This window comes from Acinetobacter sp. WU_MDCI_Abxe161, from assembly GCF_025514355.1.
Taxonomy (GTDB): Bacteria; Pseudomonadota; Gammaproteobacteria; order Pseudomonadales; family Moraxellaceae; genus Acinetobacter; species Acinetobacter pittii_E.
Genome location: NZ_JAHPTU010000002.1, coordinates 262768 through 283317 on the forward strand (window position 1 = coordinate 262768; position 20550 = coordinate 283317).

Annotated in this window: 15 protein-coding genes; 9 read left to right on the plus strand and 6 right to left on the minus strand. The window is 38.8% G+C overall.

Going from position 1 to position 20550, the window contains the following annotated elements:
* Complete coding sequence (locus tag KTI78_RS03155) at window positions 1-693, minus strand: ABC transporter ATP-binding protein (protein WP_262445172.1); 693 nt, start codon at window positions 691-693, stop codon at window positions 1-3.
* 44 nt (window positions 694-737) lie between these two features.
* Here KTI78_RS03155 and KTI78_RS03160 point away from each other — a divergent pair, with 44 nt between their 5' ends.
* Window positions 738-1361 (plus strand): arylesterase, encoded by a 624-nt coding sequence (locus KTI78_RS03160; RefSeq protein ID WP_224993131.1) that lies wholly within the window; start codon window positions 738-740, stop codon window positions 1359-1361.
* 31 nt (window positions 1362-1392) lie between these two features.
* Here KTI78_RS03160 and KTI78_RS03165 read toward each other — a convergent pair whose 3' ends face one another.
* Complete coding sequence (locus KTI78_RS03165; protein WP_003653067.1) at window positions 1393-2007, minus strand: carbonic anhydrase; 615 nt, start codon at window positions 2005-2007, stop codon at window positions 1393-1395.
* A 284-nt stretch (window positions 2008-2291) separates the two neighbouring features.
* Here KTI78_RS03165 and KTI78_RS03170 point away from each other — a divergent pair, with 284 nt between their 5' ends.
* Together KTI78_RS03170 and KTI78_RS03175 are read left to right on the plus strand one after the other, a co-directional pair.
* Window positions 2292-3317 (plus strand): alpha/beta fold hydrolase, encoded by a 1026-nt coding sequence (locus tag KTI78_RS03170; RefSeq protein ID WP_262445173.1) that lies wholly within the window; start codon window positions 2292-2294, stop codon window positions 3315-3317.
* 26 nt (window positions 3318-3343) lie between these two features.
* Window positions 3344-4351 carry a hypothetical protein gene (locus KTI78_RS03175; RefSeq protein WP_224993127.1) on the plus strand — a complete coding sequence of 336 codons (1008 nt, stop codon included), beginning with the start codon at window positions 3344-3346 and terminating at the stop codon, window positions 4349-4351.
* A 22-nt stretch (window positions 4352-4373) separates the two neighbouring features.
* Here the strand turns inward: KTI78_RS03175 and KTI78_RS03180 are convergent, their stop codons facing one another.
* The gene (locus KTI78_RS03180; RefSeq protein ID WP_016141914.1) at window positions 4374-6413 is read right to left on the minus strand and encodes a ligand-gated channel protein; all 2040 of its coding nucleotides are present in this window, start codon (window positions 6411-6413) and stop codon (window positions 4374-4376) included.
* 165 nt (window positions 6414-6578) lie between these two features.
* The gene (gene nfuA / locus KTI78_RS03185; protein ID WP_002117617.1) at window positions 6579-7217 is read right to left on the minus strand and encodes a Fe-S biogenesis protein NfuA; all 639 of its coding nucleotides are present in this window, start codon (window positions 7215-7217) and stop codon (window positions 6579-6581) included.
* A 158-nt stretch (window positions 7218-7375) separates the two neighbouring features.
* Between nfuA and KTI78_RS03190 the strand changes: the two genes are divergently transcribed.
* The 5 genes from KTI78_RS03190 (at window position 7376) to KTI78_RS03210 (ending at window position 13213) form a co-directional block, all read left to right on the plus strand.
* Window positions 7376-7993, plus strand: a complete 618-nt coding sequence (locus tag KTI78_RS03190) for a rhomboid family intramembrane serine protease (protein WP_002117778.1) — start codon at window positions 7376-7378, stop codon at window positions 7991-7993.
* Between the two features lie 170 nt (window positions 7994-8163).
* On the plus strand, window positions 8164-9840 hold the full coding sequence (locus tag KTI78_RS03195) for an arylsulfatase (protein WP_262445174.1): 1677 nt from the start codon (window positions 8164-8166) through the stop codon (window positions 9838-9840).
* Window positions 9837-10841, plus strand: a complete 1005-nt coding sequence (locus KTI78_RS03200; protein ID WP_262445175.1) for a formylglycine-generating enzyme family protein — start codon at window positions 9837-9839, stop codon at window positions 10839-10841. Before KTI78_RS03195 ends, KTI78_RS03200 begins: the two co-directional genes overlap by 4 nt.
* A gap of 109 nt (window positions 10842-10950) precedes the next feature.
* Window positions 10951-11115, plus strand: a complete 165-nt coding sequence (locus KTI78_RS03205; RefSeq protein ID WP_002156409.1) for a hypothetical protein — start codon at window positions 10951-10953, stop codon at window positions 11113-11115.
* A gap of 550 nt (window positions 11116-11665) precedes the next feature.
* Window positions 11666-13213 (plus strand): hypothetical protein, encoded by a 1548-nt coding sequence (locus KTI78_RS03210; protein WP_262445176.1) that lies wholly within the window; start codon window positions 11666-11668, stop codon window positions 13211-13213.
* 47 nt (window positions 13214-13260) lie between these two features.
* Here the strand turns inward: KTI78_RS03210 and KTI78_RS03215 are convergent, their stop codons facing one another.
* Together KTI78_RS03215 and KTI78_RS03220 are read right to left on the minus strand one after the other, a co-directional pair.
* Entirely contained in the window at window positions 13261-14595 is a 1335-nt protein-coding gene (locus tag KTI78_RS03215; RefSeq protein WP_262445177.1) for a D-serine ammonia-lyase, read from the minus strand.
* 161 nt (window positions 14596-14756) lie between these two features.
* On the minus strand, window positions 14757-16388 hold the full coding sequence (locus tag KTI78_RS03220; RefSeq protein ID WP_016141919.1) for an inorganic phosphate transporter: 1632 nt from the start codon (window positions 16386-16388) through the stop codon (window positions 14757-14759).
* A gap of 462 nt (window positions 16389-16850) precedes the next feature.
* On the opposite strand from KTI78_RS03220, the gene metH reads away from it, so the two are divergent.
* Window positions 16851-20537 (plus strand): methionine synthase, encoded by a 3687-nt coding sequence (gene metH, locus KTI78_RS03225; protein WP_262445178.1) that lies wholly within the window; start codon window positions 16851-16853, stop codon window positions 20535-20537.
* Window positions 20538-20550: the final 13 nt, after the last annotated feature.

Genomic DNA, 20550 nt, shown 5'->3' on the forward strand with positions numbered 1-20550 from the left:
TTAACCACCCTGTACTATCTTTAATCGGCCGTCATCTAACTCGACATGACGCTGACAAAGGGTTGCTAAATTACGATCATGCGTCACCAAAATTAGAGTGGTGCCTAACTCTCGGTTTAAATCAAAGAGTAAGCTTTCAATTTCTTGTGCCGTCTGACCATCTAGGTTTCCAGTCGGTTCATCCGCAAAAATAATTTGTGGTTCTGCAATAAGAGCTCGTGCAATTGCCACACGTTGTTGCTCCCCTCCAGATAAGACTTTAGGCGTTTGTTCAACCTGTCGACTAAGTCCTACTCGATGCAACCAATCTAAAGCTTTTTTCTCTGCGGTTTTATAATCAAAATCTTTACGTAATCGTAAGGGCAACATCACATTTTCAAGCGCACTCAACTGAGGCAAAAGTTGAAAAGATTGAAATACGAAACCAATATGCAGCATTCGGATTTGAGCACGCTGTTCCTCTGTTAACTGATGAACAGCTTGACCACATAACCAGACTTCCCCTTCAGACGGTTGATCTAAAGTCGCCAAAATTCCCAATAAGGTTGACTTACCTGAGCCAGAACGTCCCGTAATTGCTACCTGTTCCCCTTCAAAAATCTCTAAATCGATATCTTTTAAAATCGTAAACTGATTTTGGTTAATCTGAATAGTTTGTGTAACTTGATGGGCAGCAATGATGGGTTGTGGCATGATGTAAAAAGTCCTATGTATTCAGAATCAGGGTCGAAGTACAAATGTATAAATCTTTTTTGATTGGTTCTAAAAGCATCATGCTCATCTCATTAAGTATGCTGCCCATGCTTGTATCGGCGAAAACTATTTTAATTTTAGGAGATAGTATTAGTGCCGGTTACGGAATTGATCCCAAACAAGGTTGGGTACAATTACTGCAAAAACGCTTAGACCAACAGTATCCCAAACAACACAAAGTGGTCAATGCAAGTGTGAGTGGAGAAACGACCAACGGCGCTTTAGCTCGATTACCTAAGTTATTACAAACTTATAAGCCAAATATAGTTGTGATTGAATTAGGCGGAAATGATGGCTTGCGTGGTCAACCGCCTCAAATGATTCAAAAGAATCTGGATCAACTTATTCAATTAAGCCAAAAACAAAAAGCCAAAGTTATTCTTTTTGGTATGAAAATTCCGCCAAATTATGGGGCTGCGTATAGCAAGGCTTTTGAAAATAACTATAAAGTTGTCAGCCAAAAATATCAGGTGAAATTACTTCCGTTTTTTCTAGATGGTGTTGCTGGTCAAAAACAACTTATGCAAAATGACTTGATTCATCCAAATGCTCAAGCACAGTCACAATTACTTAAGTTAGCTTATCCATATATAAAAGGTGCCCTATAGGCACCTTTTAATTTTAAATATTTTATTCTGATCAGAAATCAAAGAAAGTAACTTCACCAGTTTCTAGTGAATATTCTGCACCAACAACAATCAACTCACCTTTCGCAATCAAGCTTTCAAGTACACTTGAACCATGACGTAATTGATTGACCGAAGCAAAAACGTTTGAACGTACCGCATGACACGATAATTTTTTCAAATCATTTTTCAAATCAGTTTGCATTAAAATTTCAACTGATGGGCGAACACGGTTCACAATCGACATTAAGTTAGATGATGGCGGTTGATCAGGATTCATCAACGTATCAATTGTTGCTTGAATCGCGCCACAATGACTATGTCCTAATACGACGACAACCGGACAGTCATAGCGCTCTGCCGCGAACTCAACACTACCGACTTGTGAAGGTGCAACCACGTTACCAGCAACACGAATTACGAATAAGTCACCAAGACCTTGATCAAATACCATTTCTGCTGGAACACGAGAATCTGAGCAACCTAATACAATCGCAAACGGATTTTGATCCTTTGCCATTTCAGCGCGTTCATGATGCGATAAGGTTTTTGCAAGGGAAGTATTTCCATTTACAAATCGTTGATTACCAGCTTTCAGACGATCTAAAACTTCTTGCGCAGTAGGCATTTTATATTTCCATTGTTTTTTCAAGGTTAGAAATCATTTTAATGTGTCAAAATTTGAATGTCACTGACAAAAAATAAATCCTTTGCCATGAAAAAAATGAAAAGTACGTCATCTTATTTAATGTAGGTTTTACGGCCAATTCCCTGCTGTTTAGCGAAAAAATAGACATACTTTGGTCCTCGTATTGACTATAATTTTCTTCATTCCAAATATTTGGCAAATGACTCATTGGCAAAGTTTTTCAATAATTTTTCAAACTCGCTTAAGCATCAAGGATGAAATCTATGGCAAGGCTGTCCACATCAATTAAAGCCTCTATGAAAAAAACTGCTACTGCCCTGTCTTTGGCTTGTAGCGTATTGTCAGTCATGAGCATTTCTCAAGTGCAGGCAGCCGATAATATTGATGTCAGCTTTCAAACAATATTACAGCAAGAGCGTAGCTGGGCCGGACTACAAAGCAAAAGTCTAAAGGTCGGCGATATCACTTGGTCGTATAGTGAAGGTGGCTCTAGCACAAAGCCAACTTTACTACTCATTCATGGCTTAGCGGGCAGTCGTGATAACTGGAACCGAGTAGCTCGTTATCTCACCACAAATTACCATGTCATTATTCCTGATTTACCGGGTAGTGGTGAAACTATCGTTTCTCAAGACTTCGACTATTCGGTCCCAAATCTTGCAGAAAAATTACGTCGATTTGTTGAAGCTGCAAATTTAAAAGGTCCAATCCACATTGCAGGACATTCACTCGGCGGATCTATTGCCCTACTTTACGCTGGACAATATCCATTTGAAACCAAAAGTCTATTCTTGGTTGATAGTGGCGGTATTTTCCGTTCTGCAAATACAATTTATCTCAAAGATCCAACCTATCTAAAACAACTTTTAGTATCTAAAAAAGGCGACTTTAATTATTTATTAAAACAAACCATGTTTAATCCTCCATTTATTCCTAAAGAGTTTTTGCAAGCTCAAGAAAAATTGATGATTGATCAGGCGCCTCAAACACAAAAACTGGTTGATCAACTGATTGCACTTAATAAGGTTTATACGCCAGATTCATTTGCCGTACTTACCAAAACAATTGATGCACCGACGCTCATTTTATGGGGTAAGCAAGATAAAATTATTAATGTAGAAGTCGCAAATGAACTGAAACGGCTTTTAAAGAAGGCTGAGCCTCCCGTTATTTTGGAAAACGTAGGCCATATGCCAATATTGGAAGCTGAACAGTTGGTCATTCAACAATATGTACCGTTTTTATTGAAAGTAGAAGCAAACCAGTCTTTAAAAACGACTACGCCTTAAATAAAACTTTTAATTTGTGAGACCTTATGTCTACCCAACCCCTCATTGAAAAACTTATTGCAGCTCATCTAGATTTTTTAGATGAGCAATTTGCTCAGACTCAGGTGATTCAACAAGAGTTTGAGCAGTTTTATCATTGGTTGGGAAGTCGGCAATTACAACACATTTGGACTTTTGAACCGATTCAACAGCTGATTCAAAAGCAGATTTTAGACACGCCTGCTTCTGATTTTCTGATTGAACAAATTGCTGAGCATATTCGCTTTGCTTTGATTCATCCTGCAAATGACACGGCAACTGTTGAAGACGTTATTCCTGTTTTAACGATTGACCGAATTGCACAGTACGTTGCGAGTAAGGAAGAGCACCGTAAAAAGCTGATTAAAACGATTGTGAATAACCCTGCCTTTTCAGCCTTACTCACACAACTGATTCAGCAAACAATGCATGATTATTTAGATGAATCAATGTCAAAGCGTGTACCAGGTGTAGGTCGTTTCATGAAGATGGGTAAATCCGTTTTAGAAACAGTAACTGATTCAAATCTGGACGATACGATTAATCATTATTTGCAAAAGAATATTTTAAAACTGAGCCAGATGAGTGAGCGGGTTTTAAACCAACATTTTGACAATGATAAGCTCTACCATTTTCAGGCAAATATTTGGCATAAAGTTAAAACGATGCCGCTGTCTGTTTTAAAAAATTATATAGAAGTTCAAGATCTAACCAAAACAGTAGGTTTAGGACATGAAATCTGGGACCATATTCGTCAAACCGATTATTTAAAACAACAAGTACATGACGGCATTTACACTTGGTATGTTCGTAATCAGGAACGTAATTTTCACTTGTTACTTCGTGACCTCAATATTGACGAAAGTTTAGTGAAGCATGAACTGACCGCATTACTTATACCCGTACTACAACAATTAGTCACAACCGGACATTTAAGACGCCGTGCCCGTGTTTACCTAGAAAAGTTTTATTATTCTGAAAAAGCATTAGATATTTTAAATAACAAAGGCGCTTAAAGCGCCTTTGTTATTTAATTATTTAAAATTTATAAATAATACCTAAATTATAACGACGTCCGTCTAAGACATAATTATATGTTGCTACATCAATGTCTTTATCAAATAAGTTATAGATGCCTGCCGCAACTTGGATTTTGTCAGTCGGTTTATAGTTCATACCAACATCAACCAGTCCATAAGCAGGCTTTCCTTCAGCCATTGAGGTACGGCTTAAATATTCAGAAGTTTTGCTACGGAAATTCAAGCGACTCCACATATTGACTAAGTCATTAACTTGCCAATCTAAAGTGGTATTAAACATATGTTCCGGCATCTCATTTAAAGGCTGACCTTTAAATTGACCACTTTTTTGTTCAGTATCGGTATACGTATAATTGGCATTCATTTTTAAATCTGGTGAAATCAACCAACCAAATGTCGCTTCAACACCTCTCATATTGGCTTTATCTACATTTGTGCGTTGACTCACAAAATCAAAATCTAGACCTAACCACTTACACTCGCGAGCACCTGCATCTCCTGAGCACGTTCTAACTTCTGTAATTTTATCTTTAAATTCACTATTAAAAATCGTTAAGCCAGCATTCAAGTTATCTAAATTATCCCACGCGAATGACAGCTCATAGTTAGTACTTTTCTCTGGTTTTAAATTTGGATTACCAACAATCACTCCAGCAGAACTGCTGCCACCTGTAGCTTGCCCCCATTCTGCTACGGTCGCTCGTAGTGCAGGTGTTTTATAACCTGTTGATACGCCGCCTTTAATAATCCAGTTATCATTTAAAGTCCATACACCATATACTTTAGGACTAAAATGATCTCCAAATTTTTCATCCTGATCCATTCGTAATGACATTGTTAAAGTGAAAGGATCAATAATATTCCATGCATCTTCTGCAAATAACGCCCAGCTATAACGATCTAAATTAGAAACAGGTTGTGAGCCACCCACTTTTAACTGGTTACCTAAATCGTCTAATTCTTCTTTTAAATAGCTTCCGCCCACGCTAAGCGCATGATTTGCGAGTGTGATCTGGTTAAGCGTATTAAATGTAGTATTTACAGCTTCCATATTTCTAGATGGATTCTTATTTTCTTCGCGCTGAATATAAGAATGAGTCTTTACAGGACCGATGTCACCACGATGCGTTAAGCTATATTCTGTACGGTAATAGTCTGTTAATGAATCTGCTGGTGGATTACGTCCAGTTTGAATTGGTGAAACTGTTTTACCTATTGTGGCATTACGATTTTGGATAGAACGCTGGTATTCAAGCTCAATGGTATGTTGATCATTAGGAGTCAAACTTAAAGTCGCCCCTCCTGCACGAATTTTTTGTTTGTGGTAACCGCCAATAATTTCATCTTCATCTCTTTGTGAAAATGTACCATTGGCTTTTAATCCAAGTAAATTCTTAATTAATGGTCCCGACACATAAGTATTAGCTTGGTAAAGATTTCCAGATTTATTATTTTCTTGAATTGTTGTATCTAACTTAACAGAACTGTTCCAAACATCTGCTACTTTTTTAGTGATGATATTAATCACACCACCCATGGCATCTGACCCATATAGACCAGACATTGGACCACGAATAACCTCAATACGTTCGATACTTTCGATTCCCGGTAACCAACCTTGTTCAATACCTGAATTATCACTATTTGGTCGCACAGAACGTGTATTTACTTTCTTACCATCGACCATAATAACGGTATATGCACTTCCCATTCCCCGAATACTGATATCAGATGAGCTTCCACCACCTGTAACAACCACACCAGGTACATCTTTAAGTGCATCAGTTACATCACGATATGCTTTTTTATTAATTTCATCTTGAGTTAAAACAGAAATAGAAGCTGCTGCTTTTTTTATATTTTGTTCAAAACCACTTGCTGTTACGACAATTTTTTCTAATTGTGCCACTTCACTTTCTTTTTTATTTTTTATGGAAGAATCAACTAAAATATTTTCACTTTCAGCAGCATAAGCCACAGGAAACATTACTGTAAGTACCGAAATTGATAATACAGATTGGAAAATACTCTTCGTCATACCCTACTCCAACAGATTAAATTATGAATAAATATTAAGTTTTGCTTAAACAAATGTAACAAATTTAAATACAAAAATAAATAATATTGATAATTATTTTCAATTACAAGACCATAAAAAAACCTCATTGCGAGGCTTTTTTATTTCACTTTTCAAATAATTTGATTATTTGAAATAAGCACCTTCGGCTTGCGTATGGTCAGTTTGGTCAACTACACGTTGAAGTTCAGGAATGTTCTCTCTTAGAGTGGTTTCTACACCTTGTTTCAAGGTAACGTCAATTGCTGAACAACCTTGGCAACCACCACCAAATTTTAATACAGCAGTTAAACCATGTTCTGGGTCATCTTGTACTTCTACCAAGCTACAATTTCCGCCATGCCCTGCAAGACCTGGGTTAATTTCTGCTTGAAGAATGTAAGTAATACGTTCTTCAATCGAAGCATCTGGACCAACACGTGGAACTTTAGAATTTGGAGCACGGAAGGTAAGCTGACCACCAAAACGGTCCTTATTGTAATCGATTACAGCATCTAAAAGATAAGGAATAGATGGCGCATCAATATACGCAGGAAAATCAGGATAGTCCTGTTTATAATCTGTTGGAATCACTTCTTCTGGCGCACTATATGCCATACAGCATTCGGCACGTGGCGTACCCGGATGCTCAACAAAAATTCGAACGCCAATTCCCGGAGTATTTTGCTTCGTTAATAAATCGTGCAAATACTCTTGTGCAGATGGTGTAATCAAAAGGTTTGGAATTTCTTCTGCAACAGCAGTGTTGGTGTTCTCAGTCGACATAACAATATTCCTCAAGCTGATGCCTTTATATTAACCGAAGATGAGGTAGATTTAAAAAAAATCAACTAAATTTGTCGGATTTATACACAACAGGGTTTCAAGTTAAGTTTTTAATGGCATTATTGACCTCAGTATTGATCATTTTTTAAATATTTCTTATGTTGCATTTGCCGTTTAACCATACAGTTACTCTTATTATTATTACGGTCATTATCTCTTTACTTGCTTTTAGCAATCAAAACGTAATGAACCGATTGATTTTTTGGCCGCCTGCAATGCAACGTGGACAAATTGATCGATTCATTACTCATGGCTTTATCCATGCCGATGGAACACATCTACTCTTCAACATGATTACCCTATTTTTCTTTGGCAGTATTATTGAAAGTTTTTATCGCCAATATTTTTACGACATGGGTTTTGTGTTGTTTTACTTAGGGGGCTTAATCTTCGCGATTTTGCCAAGCTATTTACAACATAAAAATGATGCAAATTGGGCCAGTCTAGGCGCCTCAGGGGCGGTTTCAGCAGTTTTATTTGCTTATATTCTGTTTCAACCATGGAAGCTGATTTTTGTATTTTTCATTCCTGTCCCTGCTATTATTTTCGCTATTTTATATGTGGCCTATAGCATTTGGGCAGGTAAACGTGGCAATAGCCATATTAACCATAGTGCTCATTTGTGGGGTGCAGCTTACGGGATCATCGTCACCATTTTACTTGAGCCAAAAGTTATTCCACATTTCTTAGATCAACTTACACGCCTTCCTTTCTAAGGGAGATAAATCAAAGGAAAGTCCTTAGTGGGCTTTTCTTTTTTTCTCATTAATTTATCACTATAAATTCTCAGTCTTTTTTCTGATTTTCTTTGATCAATTCGTTGTTTTGTTTGCAAAAACCATCTGATTAAACTCATGCCAGTTCTTTTAATAATTCAGATGATACAATGAAGTACAAAGCAATTTTATCTAGCCTTTCCATTGCTTTATTTAGCTTATCTTTGGCTGGATGTAATGACAACGATAATCAAGAAAATGTTGTAAGCACACCTAAGCAACCGAATATTTTATTTATTATGGCGGATGACTTAGGCTATTCAGATTTAGGGGCTTTTGGCGGTGAAATTCACACGCCTAATATTGATAGTTTGGCTCAAGAAGGCCGCCTTTTAACAGATTATCATACTGCTCCAACCTGTTCTCCGACACGCTCTCAACTCATTTCCGGTACTGATCACCATTTAGCCGGTATTGGGGCAATGGCCGAACTCACACCTGAGCGTTTGAAGGGACAACCAGGCTACGAGGGATATTTAAACGAACGCTCGCTATCGATTGCTCAAGTGCTTAAAGATAATGGTTACCGCACGTACATTAGCGGTAAATGGCATTTAGGATTAACGCCTGAAACCAATGCACATGCTAAAGGTTTTGATCATTCATTTACCCTATTACAAGGTCTAGATCACCACTTAAAACAAGCTCCAAGTGCGTTTAAACGAAATTCAACTTATACAGAAGATGGGCAAGTTATTCCTGTTTCAGCTTTGCCTGATGACTTTTTCTCGACAAATTATTTTACCGATAAATTACTCAGCTACTTAGATTCAGGCAAAAATAGTGGCAAACCATTCTTTGCTTATGCTGCTTACACAGCACCTCACTGGCCAATTCAGGCACCTGCTGAATACCGCGAAAAATATCGCGGAGTTTATGATGTCGGTTACGATGCTATTCGTAACGCACGTATTGCTAAGCAAAAACAGCTTGGAATTATCCCTGCAAACTTTGAAGCAGCAGAACCCGTTGCAACACAAAATGCCCCACAAAAATATGGAAAATGGGATGAGTTAACAGCCGAGCAAAAGGCACTCGAAGCCCGTAAAATGGAAATCTATGCAGGCATGGTCGAAAACCTTGATGCTAACGTCGGCCGCATTATTCAATACCTCAAACAAAATAATCTTTATGACAACACTTTAATTTTCTTTGTTTCTGACAATGGCGCAGAAGGTTTTGTACGTGGAGGATATGGTAGTGAATCCGGTTTTGATAACTCTGTAGCAAACGTAGGTACACCTACTTCGTACCACTATATCGGGCCACGTTGGGCCGAGGTCAGCGCGGCACCTTTCCACTTATGGAAAGACACAGCGGGCGAAGGCGCAACGACTGCTCCTGCCATTGTGAAATTACCGAATCAGAAAAAAGCAGAAGCAACCAATCATAGTTTTGCATCTGTGCTCGATGTTTTCCCTACCTTACTAGAATATGCCCATATTCCAGTACCTCAAGGCCAATACAATGGTCGTACCATTAATACGCCATCAGGGGTTTCATGGAAGCCTTTACTTGAAAATAAAACCACTACCATTCGCCCTGCTAATTTTAGTTTTGCTGATGAATTACATGGCAGTAAATATGCAAAACAAGGCGAATGGAAAATTGCCCTTCAAGGACGCCCTGAGTTAGGTACAGGAACTTGGGAGCTGTATAACATTGCCACTGACCGTGGAGAAAACCACAACGTTGCGCAGCTTTACCCAGCAAAAGTTCAAGAACTCTTATCGGTCTATGAAAAATATACTGAAAAGAATGGTGTGCAGGAATATAACGCCAAATGAAATTAAAACCATTTTTAGTGATCACAATCAGCCTGTCTTTTATGACGGGCTGTAGCCAATCTTTAAAAATTTCTGAATCTTCCTCTTCGACTCAAAAGCAAAATTCCTTAGCCGACTTGGGCTCTATTGAAAAGTGTAAAAAGTATACTGGACTACCTCAAGGTTGGCTTAAACAGCCAACAGCTGGGATGGTTTTAATTGCCGATGGGCATTTTAATTTTGGTTCTGAAAAAGCCTATCCAGATGAACTGAATTTTGGAAAAAAACAACGAGAAGTCAAAGGATTTTGGATTGATCAGACCGAAGTCACCGTGGCTCAATTTGCAAGCTTCGTAAAAGCAACAGGCTATATCACTGATGCCGAAAAACAAAAGCAGGCCGCAGTTTTTTCACCAGACCCTCATCATCCACAACAATGGTGGCAACTAAAATCGGGATATACATGGAAAACTCCAAACGGCAGTACTGGTGCTATAGCAAATCCTAATGAGCCTGTACGATATGTGAGTAAAAATGATGCGGAACATTATGCAGTGTGGCTAGGACATGATTTACCAACAGAACTAGAATGGGAATATACAGCTAAAGCTAATTCAAAAACTGATACACCTTTACATCAAGCTCCTACTGATGAACATCAGCATCCCCAAGCAAATTACTGGCAAGGTGAATTCCCTTTTCAAAATCTAAATCAAGATCACTTTAAAAGTGTTGCACCCGTTGGATGTTTTGCATCAAACAATTTCAAACTATTTGATATGATTGGAAATGTATGGGAATGGACATCATCACCGTATCAAGGTGCTCATGACCAACATATGGGAAATTATTCTAATTTACGACAACAACAAATCGCGAGCACACAATATGTAATTAAAGGTGGATCTTTCCTTTGTGCACAAAATTATTGTTCACGTTATCGTAGTAGTAGTCGCTACCCACAAGATTTCGATTTAGCTGCAACACATGTAGGGTTTCGAACAATTTTACGGTCTCCTTAATTTCTTCTTAATTAAGCTTATTAAAGATATTTTTTAACCAAAATTAGATCGAAAAATAATCAAAATATTTTTATAGTACAAATGAGAATGATAAAAAAGCGAGAACAAGATGAAAACTTTACTTCTTTGCGCCGCAGCAATTTTCACGATTTCACTATCAGCCTGTGCAGTCCATACTCCCGAAGGTAGTATTGTGATTGACCCAGATTCACCATATTACGGACATCCAGGAGGCTTTTGCCCACCAGGACAAGCTAAAAAAGGACGTTGTTAGAAACTCCCTCTTTTAGAGTAATTTTTAAGTTACTCTAAAGAAATAGAGTTCAATCAAGTAATTGAATACTCAATGGAGGGTTCCACGCCCAAATTAGATGGGATGAAACTAGAAAATTATGGTGTAAAAAAATCACCATATCCCCAAGATTTTTAAAAGACAATCTTACGTTGTCTTCTATCTAGTTTCACCCCAATTCTTTCTTATTCCATTTGACTTTTCTTACTACTTAAGAAAAAAGTCTAATTTTTAATCATTACTGTATCTCTATTATTGATACATTTTGAACATTTTACCTTCAGGTTAAAACTGATGTATTTGCTTAATACAAAATAATCATTTATGTAACGTAAGTCTATAAAAATGTTTTAAAAATGTGAAAAAAATTAAGACTAAAATGAGATGAATTTATCATAATAATCCTCTCTTTCCAGTTTCATCACACAAATAATCAATATTATTTTGTCAGTTATTGCCACTCGTTTCCTTTCATTGGCATAGATAATGTATACATCTGTATATTAACCCAGTCGTATTAACGAGATATTTTATGTCCAGCACAAGTCAAGTCGAAGGTCTACAATTTCCGGTACACGCCTCAACAAAAAAACAAAGTACGTCTCGTACAGGCCAAGAGATTTTATCCGAGGCTTTATCTATTGTAGATAATAAAACTGCACAACAAGTGCTGAATGAAAAAAACTGGCGCAAAAATTATCCTATATATTTTAAAGCCCTTGTTAAACAAGGAATTTCTAATATCAACAACCCAATTACCATTGCAAAGCAAGGTTTGCATAAAGCTCATCATATTTTTGATTATTATCGTGATAATAAGCATTACTTTTTAAAAGATGCCGTTCATATTGCTTCATCTAAACCACTTTATACAGTAAAACTTAAAGGTGAAAGTGACGCTGCACCAGAATGGTATGTTCCTTATAAAGGACAAAAGCTCAGTGGACAAAGCTTACTAGACCAAATTCAACGCTGGGAAAAGGCAGGTATTATTGAACCAAGCCATGCCACGGCATTGCGTGAAGCTATTGCACATCCAGAATGGTTCGATTTATCTGACCGTACCATGGTGTTATTTGGAGCTGCCTCAGAAGCAGGTCCTCTACCTTGGTTAGCTAAATGGAAAGCGAATATTGTTGCGGTAGATTTACCCAACTCACGAGTCTGGGGAAAAATCTTAAATACGATTCAAAAAGGCAATGCCACCCTCATTGCACCAAGTGCTGAACAAATTGATTCTTCAGCAAAAGCTTCCGAGCTAAAAGATAAGTTAGGTGCAAATTTACTGACTCAATTACCAGAAATTGCACAATGGTTGGTGCAGTTTCCGCAAAAGTTAGATTTGGCAGCAATCGCCTATTTAGATGGTGAAAAGCATGTACGTGTTTCCATGGCAATGGACAGTATTATGCAATATGTGAGCGAGCATAAATCTGATACAAGCCTTATGTTTATGTGTACTCCAACCGATGTTTATGCGGTACCAAAGGAAGTTGCAGAGGCTGCTCAAGAGAAATTTAAATCACGCAAAAAAATACAAAAATTAGCAGTAAAAGGTGTTTCCACACTTTCTCTCAATCGTTTTTTTCAAGCGCCATATCAAGACTTGGTTACATGTGAAAATGGAAAAACTTATGGTATTGCTGACTGTTTAGTGGTTGAACAAGGTCCAAACTATGCTTTGGCGAAACGTATTCAACAATGGCGTGCGATTTTGGCTCGTCATCAAGGTCAACGTGTCAGTATTAATATTGCTCCATCAACAACCACTCATTCAGTGACTAAAAATCCATTACTGAAAGCTGCTTTTAATGGCGCAGAGCTTTTTGATGTAGAAGCATTTAGCCCTGAAACCACTAACGCTATTATGGCGGCACTCTGGATTCATGACTTAAGAAATGAGTCTTCTGTAGCAAATCCTGAAACTGTATTGGACCACCCGCTTGAACTTATGATGGAAGGTGCCAACCATGGTGGATTATGGCGTGTGGCTTATTTAGCAAGAACTGCCCTGCCTTTCGCTGCAATTTATGGCTTTGCTACCGAAAAGCTACCTTTTAGAAAATCATCTAAAAAATAAATTTATTAAAGCCCAATCTTAGAATTGGGCTTTTTTCTAGTGTGTCTTTATTTAGCTTGAAATTGTGATAGATATTTTTGCATTTCATCAGATGGTACCATACCGCCTCCAGTCGCCCATATCACATGATTCGCCTGCTGCAACTGCTCAGCTGTTAACTGATGCAAAGCTAAGTAATCAGGACTCGTCTGAACATAATATGGTCCCATCATGCCTGCTGCGGCAGAAGGCTCAAGTTGAATATTCTCGGTTCGATTTAAAAGCGCAATGAGCTCATATAAACGTTCATCATGAATGGTATAGTAACCATCGATTAACTGTTGCATCGCACGTCCGACAAAACCTGAAGCACGCCCTACCGCAAGCCCGTCTGCCGCCGTAACGTTATCAATACCGATGTCATTTACTGAAATCTGATCATGCAAGCCTGTGTGAACACCAAGTAACATACACGGTGAATGGGTTGGTTCCGCAAAGATACAATGTACATGCTCACCAAAAGCCAGTTTTAGTCCAAAACTTACCCCACCTGGGCCACCACCGACGCCACACGGCAAATAAACAAATAATGGGTGTTCAGCATCGACTTTAATTTGTTTTTGCTCAAATTGCTGTTTTAAGCGTATTCCTGCAACGGCATAACCTAAAAATAATGTTGTTGAGTTTTCATCATCAATGAAAAAACAATGGGGATCTTGCTCTGCGGCTTTTCTTCCCTCTTCAACCGCTACGCCATAATCACTGGCATATTCCACAACATTAACACCCAGTGAACGCAATTTGTCTTTTTTCCAAGCTCTAGCATCAGCCGACATGTGAACAGTGACTCTAAAGCCGAGTTTGGCGCTCATAATCCCAATAGAAAGCCCAAGGTTACCTGTAGAACCCACTGCAATTTGGTACTTAGAAAAGAAAGCCCGAAATGAATCTTGATCTAATTTACGATAATCATCTTCTGGTTTGAGTAAGCCCGCCTCAATTGCTAATTTTTCGGCGTGAGTTAAGACTTCATAAATACCACCACGTGCTTTAATAGAACCTGAAATAGGTAGATGGCTATCTTTTTTCAGCCAGAATTTTCCAGTCAGTTGTACTTGTTCTGTTGAAGAAAGTGCTTGTTGCATATGAGCAATTTCGACGATATCTGATTCAATTTTTCCCTGTTGTGTTTGAGTTTCAGGAAATACCTGTGCTAAATAAGGTGCGAAACGCGCCAGCCTTGCTTCTGCTTCCCTTACGTCCTCAGCAGTTAGTCCAACTTTTGCTAAAGCTTCTTTTAAAGGATAGCGATGAGGTGTAAACCAAAATGCCTCTTGATAAGCTTGCAACGTTTTAATAAGTGGGAATTGTTGTTTTAGCTGATCTATTTGAACCGCATCCATAATCTATCCTGATATAAAATTTTAAGCCCAGCCTATGAAGCTGTTTGGCCTACAACAAATATTAATTTATAGCTGAATGTACATTAAAAACAGTCTCAACTTTAAAAACTAGACAAATAAAAAAGCCACTGTGAACAGTGGCTTTAATTTTTTAAATGCTTTTATACAAACTGTAAGAATAACCAGTACAAACCGCCTGATAAGCAGATTGTTGCTGGAAGAGTAAATACCCATGCAGAGAGAATTGTCTTCACGGTATTAAAGTTTAAGCCTGATTTATTCGCGACCATCGTACCGGCAACAGCACTGTTTAAAACGTGTGTTGTTGAAACTGGCATACCTAAACCATCGGCAGCTGCAATTGTACTCATCGCGACAAGCTCAGCAGACATCCCTTGACCATAAGTCATGTGATGCTTACCAATACGTTCACCCACAGTCACAACAATACGTTTCCAACCCACCATTGTACCGAGGCCAAGTGCTAAAGCTACCGCCACTTTGACCCAAGTCGGGATGTATTGTAAGAATGAATCTAAGCTACTACGGTATTCTTTCACGAGTTTTTGCTGTGATTGATCCATTTTTGGTAAAGCATCTGCTTTATCCAAACGCTTAAACGTCGTTGTACTCAAATACATGTCATTACGAATTTCGCTAATAGCAGCTTCAGGAATATCTTTTAAGTTGTTATAGCTAGAAACTCGCTCACCCAAGTGATCAGTCATACTTGCTAATGCAGGCACGACTTCAGGAGTTTGCTGTTTAGTTTGAATATATTTAGTCAGAATAACACGTGCTTTTTCATCGGTTAATTCAGGCTGATTTTGATTCAAAAATACGGCAGTTTGAGAAGAAAGCTGATGGAATGATTGAACTTGTTGTGTATCGAGGTTTTTATTTAATGAATAAGCCAATGGCACCAGACCAACCAAAATCAGCATGATGAGACCCATACCCTTTTGACCGTCATTAGAACCATGTGCGAAACTTACACCTGTACAGGTAAAGATCAAGATTGCACGAATGATTGCTGGTGGTGGTTTATTACCTTCAGGTGGTTGGAATAATTCTAATTGGCGTTTAAAAATAGTTTTAACCAACAAGAATACAATCGCTGCAAAAGCGAAACCAATTAAAGGTGAAAATAATAATGCCTTACCAACTTTAATCACCTGATCCATATCAACACCACTGGTCGTTACGCCAGTAGATGCACTCAATAGATGGTTCATAATGCCCACACCCAAGATTGAACCAATCAAGGTATGAGAACTAGATGCAGGAATACCTAAGAACCATGTACCTAAGTTCCAGAGAATCGCAGCAATAAGAAGCGCAAAAACCATTGCGAAACCCGCACCACTGCCCATATTCATAATCAGTTCAACAGGCAACAATGCAATAATGCCGTAAGCGACTGCGCCGCTTGCAACCATTACCCCAAGAAAATTACAAAAACCAGCCCACATGACTGCAACCGGTGCCGGTAAAGCATTGGTGTAAATTACTGTTGCCACTGCATTTGCAGTATCGTGAAAGCCATTTACAAATTCAAAGCCTAAAGCAATCAAGAGTGCAGTAGATAAAAGAATAACTGAATAAAGGCTCAAAGGTGGTACATGTGCTAAATCAGCACTCACCTGAAATCCGATATAAATAAGTGTTGCAACAATAATCGTCAGAAACACCGGCATAAAAAACTTAGGTGTCGGGACATGTACATTCGTCGATTTGACTTGCAGGTTTGCCGCAAGTTTTGAATCCGAAACAGGGGGTAGATTAGAATTCATGCAGACGGTAAGAGGATAAGAAAATCCTCTGTATTCTTAAATTAAATTATGACAATTATATGACAAAGCAGCGCCTGATGAAGTCAATTTTTCATATTTTGACCTCATTTGATGCACCTTTCCCCTACTTATTTTATTTTTTTATTAAAATACAATAATTTACACAACTCCATATCTATCGAATTTATGACTATTTTTAAAGCAAAAATATCTAAAAAATTACCTAAACGGCCACTTTTTAAACAACACAATTGTCATAAAACCGAATATTGGAGATGAAATATTTCAATATCATGATCATTTTATGAATATTTGATGAAAAATCAGACTCTACTTTGTCATAAAGCGCTTGTTTGCTGAATAAGTTACAGTGAATGATGGGTCGTTATAGGTCATCTATTGCGCAACTATTCTGTTACAATAGCGCCGCATTTTTAAATTTGTACAATATCGGGGTTTTATATGTCCACGCTTGCCACCCTAAAAGCGCTTCTTGCCAAACGTATTTTGATAATTGATGGTGCAATGGGCACCATGATTCAGCGCCATAAATTGGAAGAAGCCGACTACCGTGGTGAGCGTTTTGCCGATTGGGCACATGACTTAAAAGGTAATAATGATCTTTTAGTGCTGACACAACCCCAAATTATTCAAAGTATTCATGAAGCTTATCTTGATGCAGGCGCAGACATTATTGAAACCAATAGCTTTAACGGCACGCGTGTTTCAATGTCTGATTATCATATGGAAGATCTTGTTCCAGAGATTAACCGTGAAGCAGCACGTTTAGCTAAAGCAGCTTGTGAAAAGTATTCGACGCCAGATAAACCGCGTTTTGTCGCAGGTGTGCTTGGGCCAACATCACGTACTTGTTCAATTTCACCGAATGTAAATGACCCTGCCTTTCGTAACATTACCTTTGATGAGCTAAAAGAAAACTATATTGAAGCGACTCATGCGCTCATTGAAGGCGGCGCAGATATCATTTTGATTGAAACCGTATTTGATACATTAAACTGTAAAGCAGCAATTTTTGCGGTCAAAGAAGTCTTTAAAAAAATTGGTCGCGAATTGCCAATCATGATTTCAGGGACTATTACCGATGCATCAGGCCGTACCTTAACAGGTCAAACTGCCGAAGCATTCTGGAACTCTGTACGTCATGGTGACTTGCTATCGATTGGTTTTAACTGTGCGCTTGGTGCAGATGCAATGCGCCCTCACGTAAAAACCATTTCTGATGTAGCAGATACGTTTGTTTCAGCACATCCAAATGCAGGCTTACCAAACGCATTTGGTGAATATGATGAAACACCAGAGCAAACTGCAGCATTCTTAAAAGAATTTGCAGAAAGTGGCCTCATTAATATTACTGGTGGTTGCTGTGGTACAACGCCTGACCACATCCGTGCAATTGCCAATGCGGTAAAAGATATTGCACCTCGTCAAGTTCCTGAAACTGTACCGGCTTGTCGTTTAAGTGGTTTAGAACCATTTAATATTTATGATGACTCACTTTTCGTGAACGTAGGTGAACGTACCAACGTTACAGGTTCAAAAAAATTCTTACGCTTAATTCGTGAAGAAAACTTTGCCGAAGCTTTAGAAGTGGCACAGCAGCAAGTTGAAGCTGGCGCACAGATTATCGACATTAATATGGATGAAGGGATGCTCGATTCGCAAAATGCGATGGTGCATTTCTTAAACCTTGTGGCTTCTGAGCCAGATATTTCACGTGTGCCAATTATGATTGACTCATCAAAATGGGAAATCATTGAAGCTGGCTTAAAATGCGTACAAGGTAAACCCGTTGTTAACTCGATTTCATTAAAAGAAGGTTATGACGAGTTTGTCGAAAAAGCTCGCCTGTGCCGTCAATATGGTGCTGCGATTATTGTTATGGCTTTTGACGAAACAGGTCAGGCCGACACTGCTGAGCGCAAACGTGAAATCTGTAAACGTTCTTATGACGTATTGGTTAACGATGTCGGCTTCCCTGCTGAAGATATTATTTTTGACCCGAACGTGTTCGCAGTAGCAACAGGTATTGAAGAACACAATAACTATGGTGTCGATTTTATTGAAGCCACAGGTTGGATTAAACAGAACTTACCACATGCCATGATTTCTGGTGGTGTATCGAACGTTTCGTTCTCATTCCGCGGTAATGAACCTGTTCGTGAAGCGATTCACTCTGTGTTCTTGTACCATGCCATTAAACAAGGCATGACCATGGGTATTGTAAATGCCGGCCAAATGGCAATTTATGATGATATTCCAAGCGAGCTAAAAGAAGCGGTTGAAGATGTCATCTTAAACCAAAACCAAGGTGAATCTGGACAGGCTGCGACTGAAAAATTGCTTGAAGTGGCTGAAAAATACCGCGGACAAGGCGGCGCTACAAAAGAAGCTGAAAACCTTGAATGGCGTAATGAGTCTGTAGAAAAACGTCTTGAATATGCCTTAGTTAAAGGTATTACCACTTACATTGATGAAGATACCGAAGAAGCGCGCCTCAAAGCTAAACGTCCTTTAGATGTAATTGAAGGCGCTTTGATGGATGGTATGAACGTGGTCGGTGACTTGTTCGGTTCAGGTAAAATGTTCTTGCCACAGGTGGTGAAATCTGCACGTGTTATGAAGCAAGCCGTGGCTTGGCTTAACCCCTACATTGAAGCTGAAAAGACAGGTAGCCAATCTAAAGGTAAAGTCTTAATGGCAACTGTTAAAGGCGACGTACATGATATTGGTAAAAATATTGTAGGCGTAGTACTGGGTTGTAATGGTTATGACATTGTTGACCTTGGCGTGATGGTACCTTGCGAGAAAATCTTGCAAACTGCAATTGATGAAAAATGTGACATCATCGGTTTGTCAGGTCTGATCACACCGTCTTTAGATGAGATGGTATTCGTTGCGAAAGAAATGCAACGTAAAGGGTTTAACATTCCTTTATTAATTGGTGGCGCGACTACATCAAAAGCACACACAGCAGTAAAAATTGATCCTCAGTATCAAAACGATGCAGTGATTTATGTGGCTGATGCTTCGCGTGCGGTAGGTGTTGCAACGACCCTCCTTTCGAAAGAAATGCGTGGAAACTTTATTGCAGAGCACCGTGCTGAATATGCCAAGATCCGTGAACGCTTAGCCAACAAACAGCCAAAAGCTGCCAAATTGACTTATAGCGAATCAGTTGAAAACGGTTTTAAAATTGACGAAAGCTATGTACCACCAAAACCAAATCTTTTGGGAACACAAGTTTTAACGAACTACCCACTTGCTACACTCGTCGAGTATTTTGACTGGACACCATTCTTTATTTCTTGGAGCTTGGCGGGTAAGTTTCCGAAAATTTTAGAAGATGAAGTGGTTGGTGAAGCGGCAACTGACTTGTACAACCAAGCTCAAGCGATGTTGAAAGATATTATCGACAATAATCGTTTTGATGCTCGTGCTGTATTTGGTATGTTCCCTGCTCAGCGCACTGACGCCGACACAGTGAGCGTATTTGATGAAGCTGGTCAAACTGTTACCCATACTTTTGAGCATTTACGTCAACAATCTGACAAAGTAACAGGTAAACCAAATTTATCCTTGGCAGATTACATTCGAGCTGATCGCGAGCAGCAAGACTACTTGGGCGGATTCACTGTATCGATTTTTGGTGCAGAAGAACTGGCAAATGAATACAAAGCCAAAGGTGATGACTACTCTGCAATTTTAGTTCAGTCATTGGCTGACCGTTTTGCTGAAGCCTTTGCAGAACACTTGCATGAACGCATTCGTAAAGAGTTCTGGGGCTATAAAGTTGATGAACAGCTTAGCAATGAAGAACTGATTAAAGAGAAATATGTCGGTATTCGCCCTGCACCGGGTTACCCTGCTTGCCCAGAGCACTCTGAAAAAGCAGTGTTGTTTGATTGGTTAGGTTCTACCGACAAAATCGGTACCAAACTGACTGAACACTTTGCAATGATGCCGCCATCTTCGGTAAGTGGTTTCTACTATTCGCACCCTCAAAGTGAATACTTTAATGTGGGTAAAATCTCTCAAGACCAACTTGAAGATTATGCGAAACGTAAAGGTTGGACACTTGATAAAGCGAAACGTTGGTTAGCGCCGAATTTAGATGATTCAATTGCTTAATATTAAGTGAGAA